Below are 5,074 nucleotides of genomic sequence, written 5' to 3'. Positions count from 1 at the left end.
CCAACGGCAACTCCGCTCCGGGTCTGTTTACGTTTGATCCGCTGCCGACTGCGACGTCTTTGACGCCGAGCACGGGTCCGGAAACCGGTGGCACGCCGGTGACCATTGATGGGTCCGGTTTCACGGGGGTGACGGACGTAACTGTTGACGGAGTCTCGGTGCCGTTCGTGGTTGTCGATGATGCGACGGTTACGTTTACGGCTCCGGCGCACCTTCCGGGCGCCGTCCCCGTGGTGGTAACCGGTCCGGGCGGCTCATCTGCTCCGTTGGACTTCACGGTCACCCCGGCGACCGTGGTGACCACCGTCACGACGACCACTGGCCCGGAGTCGGGCACGAACACGGTGACGATCACGGGTGCCTGCTTTACAGGGGCCACCGCGGTGCTCTTCGGGGCGACTCCCGCGACGAGTTTCTCAGTGGTGAATGACACCACGATCACGGCGGTCGTTCCGGCCGGGGTGGGCGTGGTGGATGTGACGGTGACGGGCGGTGGAGTCTGCGGCACGGGTGTGCTGCCCGCGGCCTACACGTTCCTGCCGGCCGCGGTGATCACGGGTTTGGTGCCCGATAACGGGCCGGAGACCGGGGGCACGAGCGTGCTCATCACGGGCAACGGGTTCACCGGCACCACGGATGTGACCTTCGACGGCACGTCGGCGGCCACGGTGACCGTCGATTCCGACACGCAGATCACGGTGACGACTCCGGTGCATGCGCCGGGCCTCGTGAATGTGGTGGTGCTCTCGGTGAACGGCGACTCGGCTCCGGGTCTGTTTACCTTCGATCCGCTGCCGGCTGCGACGTCCGTGACGCCGAGCACGGGTCCGGAGACCGGCGGCACGCCGGTGACCATTGATGGGTCCGGTTTCACAGGCGCCACCGATGTGACCGTTGACGGAGTCTCTGTGCCGTTCGTTGTGGTGAATGACACTACGGTCACGTTCACGACGCCGGCGCACCTGCCGGGTGCGGTGCCTGTGGTCGTGACCGGGCCAGGTGGGGCATCCGCTCCGCTGGACTTCACATTCACGCCCGCGACCGTCGTGGATACGGTCACGCCGGGTTCGGGACCGGAAGGCGGCGGCACACCCGTGACCATCACCGGTTCGTGCTTCACCGGAGCGACGGCGGTGCTGTTCGGTCTGGTGGACGGCACGAGCGTCGTGGTCGTCAACGACACCACGATCACCGCCGTGGCTCCCGCCGGCCTGGGGGTCGTTGACGTGACGGTGACCGGCGGTGGATCCTGCGGAGTCGGCACGCTGCCGGGTGGATTCACGTATCTACCGGCGGCCGGGATCGCCTCACTCGCACCGATCAGCGGCCCGATCGGCGGCGGTACGACCGTCGTCATCACGGGAACCGGCTTCACCGGGGCAACGGATGTGACGTTCGGCGGCCTCTCGGCGGCCAGCGCGGTCGTTGACTCGGCTACGCAGATCACCGCGGTCACGGCGCCGCACGCCCTCGGTCTCGTAAACGTGATCGTGCTCTCGCCGAATGGCAACTCGGCTCCGGCGGGCTTCACCTTCGTCGCGGCTCCGGTCGCCGTCTCGCTCGCGCCCAACACCGGCCCGGTGACGGGCGGAACCGGCGTGACGATCACGGGCGCCGGGTTCACCGGCACCACTGACGTCACGATCGGGGGAGCCTCGGTTCCGTTCACGGTCGTGACCGACACGGCCGTGACGTTCCTGACCCCGGCGCACGCCGTGGGCGTGGTGCCGGTAGTGGTGACTGGACCGGGTGGGGCATCCGCTCCCCTCGACTTGACGTTCACTCCGGTGACCCTCGTGACCGTGGTTGATCCCTCGACCGGCCCGGCAGCGGGCGGCACGACGGTGACGATCACGGGCGCGTGCTTCGCGGGTGCGACCGCGGTGTTCTTCGACACGACGGCCGCGACAAGCTTCACCGTCGTGAGTGACACCCAGATCACGGCGGTCTCGCCGGCCGGAACCGGAGTCGTGGATATCACTGTCGTTGGCGGCGGAACATGCGGAGTCGGCGTGATCGGCGGCGCATTCACCTACGTGGCCGCGGCGGCGGTGGCGACTGATAAGGCTGAGGCGCTCCCGAGAACCGGGTTTACCGGGGCGCCCGCCGCCGGGTTCGGTGTTCTCTCGCTACTGCTGGGAGGTGCGGCCCTGCTGATTGCTCGGCGCCGCCGCGACTCGCTCTCCTGACTCGTGTGGCCTCGGCCGTCCCCGCCGCCGGGGTCACACGACATTCTCTGGCTCGTCGAGGGGAATTGTCTCGTGCTAAATAGTCATTCTTGATTCGGACATTCGGGCGTACGCTGACCACCAGCGTCGAACCGCGAATTGCTGCAGGGGGGCTGGAGGGCAGTGAGAGTGGCTGAGCCCTAAGGCGGGTCCCGTGTCGAAAACGGACTATTGCTCCACCTCCACGCCATCCCTGAGTGGAGACGCTCGACGGGCGCCGCGCCGCGGGAGATTCTTGGTAGGTCGAGGTCGAGGTCGAGGTCGAGGTCGAGGTGATCGACTGAGGTTCACGGCCGTCATGGCCATCGCCGCCCTTTTTATGGGGGTGGGTGCGTCCTCCGCAACGGCAGCGACGCAGACCATCTTCCCGTTCGTGGATGGTACGCCGGTGGCGGCCGCGCTGCTGCCCAACAACGGGCCGGAGGCGGGAGGTACGTCGGTGACCGTGACCGGCTCCGGGTTCACGGGTGCCAGCGACGTCACTCTCGACGGCGTCTCTGTTGCCTTCACATTTGTGGATGACGCCACCATCACCTTCGTGACGCCGGCCCACGCGCCCGGTGCTGTTGCGGTGGTGGTGGTCGACCAGCCGATCAGCTCATCCCCGCTGAGCTTCACGTTCACGCCCGGATCGAGCGACCGTGGTCCGGAGACGGGCGGCACGCCCGTGACGCTCGCCGGTACCGGCTTCACCGCGGCGACCGATGTGTCGGTCGGCGGTATCTCGGTTCCGTTCACCGTGCTCGATGACAACACGGTCATTCTGGTGACGCCTCCGCATCCGCCTGGAGACGCCTTGATCGTGGTGCTCGGGTTGGGCGGGGCAACCCTGTTCTCCGCTACGTTCATCTACACACCCGTGACGTTCGTGACGGCGGTGACGCCGAATGCGGGGGTGGAGGCGAGCGGCGCTGTGGTGACGATCACCGGTGCCTGCTTCGTCGGTGCTACGGCGGTTCGGTTCGGCCTGGTGCCAGCGGTGAGCTTCACGGTCGTGGATGACACGACGATCACCGCGGTGGTGCCGGCCGGCGTGGGGGTCGTCTCCGTTGCCGTGGACGGCGCCGGAACGTGTGGCACCGGCGTACTGCCGGATGCCTACGCCTACCGCCCGGTTCCGGCGGCCACCGCGCTCGCGCCGGACAGCGCACCGGTGACGGGCGGAACCCTCGTGACGATCACGGGCCTCGGGTTCACGGGCGCGACCGACGTGACGCTCGGCGGAGCGTCGGTGGCCTTCACGGTCACCAGCGACACCACCATCACCTTCACCGCCCCGGCGCATGCGGCGGGGTCGGTTTCGGTGGTGGTGACCTCGCCGGGCGGTTCTTCCAATCCGCTCGCCTTCTCCTTCACATCGGCCGCCTCGGTGACGACTGCGGAGCTCCCGCCCACGGGGTTCCCCGCATTGGCAGCCGGCGGGCTCGGCATCCTGGTGGTCCTCCTGGGCGCAGCGGCGCTGGTGATCGCTCGCCGCCGCGGTTCCTTCACCTGAGACCGGGCGGTACCGCGCGCGTTGCTGCCGAATACCACCCCAGCCGAGCCGTGGGGTGGCATTCGGCACGCAACACGAAAGTCGTTCTCCGGCCGCACCCGGGGTGCGGTGTCGGCCGGGCCAAGTACCATTGATCTGTGGTTACCGCACTGTATCGCCGCTACCGGCCAGAGACCTTTGCCGAGATGATCGGTCAGTCCCAAGTGACTGAACCGCTGATGACGGCGCTGCGCACCAACCGCGTCAATCACGCGTACCTGTTCAGCGGGCCGCGCGGCTGTGGCAAGACCACCTCGGCGCGCATCCTGGCCCGTTGCCTCAACTGTGCCGAAGGCCCCACCGACACCCCGTGCGGCGTGTGCCCGAGCTGCGTCGAACTCGCTCGCGACGGCGGCGGTTCGCTCGACGTGGTCGAAATCGACGCGGCCAGCCACAACGGTGTCGACGACGCGCGCGACATTCGCGAGCGGGCGATCTTCGCTCCGGCGCGCGACCGCTACAAGATCTTCATTCTCGACGAGGCGCACATGGTGACTCCGCAGGGGTTCAACGCCCTGCTCAAGATCGTGGAAGAGCCGCCGGAGCACGTGAAGTTCATCTTCGCGACGACCGAACCCGAGAAGGTCATCGGCACCATCCGCTCGCGCACCCACCACTACCCGTTCCGGCTCGTGCCCCCGGCACCGATGCTCGACTATGTGCAGCAGATGTGCGAGACCGAGAAGATGCAGGTCGCGCCGGGCGTGCTGCCGCTCGTGGTACGCGCCGGCGGCGGCTCCCCCCGCGATACCCTGTCGCTGCTCGACCAGCTGATGGCCGGCTCCGATGGTCACACCGTCGAGTACGAACGTGCCGTGGCCCTGCTGGGCTACACGAGTGCGACCCTGCTCGACGACGCCATCGACGCGCTCGGTTCCCGCGACGCCGGTGCGGCATTCGACGCAGCCGACCGGGTCATCCAGACCGGCCAGGACCCGCGCCGTTTCGTGGAAGACCTGCTCGAACGGATGCGCGACCTCATCGTGGTGGCGGCGACATCCGCTGCCGGGGCCGCGGCCGTGCTGCGCGGCGTGCCGCAAGACGAGATCGACCGGATGGCCGTGCAGGCCGCGCTCTTCGGACCCGCCGAGCTGTCGCGCACCGCCGACATTCTCAATGCCGCCCTCACCGAGATGTCCGGCGCGACCTCGCCGCGGCTGCACCTCGAGCTGATGATCGCCCGCGCGCTGATTCCCGCAACCGACGACTCCACCCGTGGGGCCCTCGCGCGCGTGGAGCGGCTCGAGCGGCGCATCGGTGTGGCCGACGACGGATCGGCCGGTTCGCCGGTCGCAGCGGTCGCTCCGCCGGC

General features: G+C 68.5%; 3 protein-coding genes. All 3 read left to right on the top strand.

Going from position 1 to position 5,074, the window contains the following annotated elements:
* A partial coding sequence (locus JF66_RS17275) for an IPT/TIG domain-containing protein (RefSeq protein WP_156109883.1) occupies positions 1-2,189 on the top strand: 2,189 nt, incomplete at its 5' end.
* A gap of 337 nt (positions 2,190-2,526) precedes the next feature.
* Positions 2,527-3,723: an IPT/TIG domain-containing protein gene (locus JF66_RS17270; RefSeq protein WP_051973701.1), complete on the top strand. Its 1,197-nt coding sequence runs from the start codon at positions 2,527-2,529 to the stop codon at positions 3,721-3,723.
* Between the two features lie 137 nt (positions 3,724-3,860).
* Positions 3,861-5,074 (top strand): DNA polymerase III subunit gamma and tau (locus tag JF66_RS17265; protein ID WP_156109882.1); only part of this gene is annotated, 1,214 nt, incomplete at its 3' end.

This window comes from Cryobacterium sp. MLB-32 (assembly GCF_000738085.1).
Taxonomy (GTDB): Bacteria; Actinomycetota; Actinomycetes; order Actinomycetales; family Microbacteriaceae; genus Cryobacterium.
The sequence above is the reverse complement of the archived record's forward strand: the minus strand, read 5'-3'. Positions and strand labels throughout refer to the sequence as shown.

Excerpts from the sequence above, each read along its gene's own strand:
- JF66_RS17270 (WP_051973701.1), top strand. The coding sequence starts at position 2,527 with ATGGCCATCGCCGCCCTTTTTATGGGGGTGGGTGCGTCCTCCGCAACG.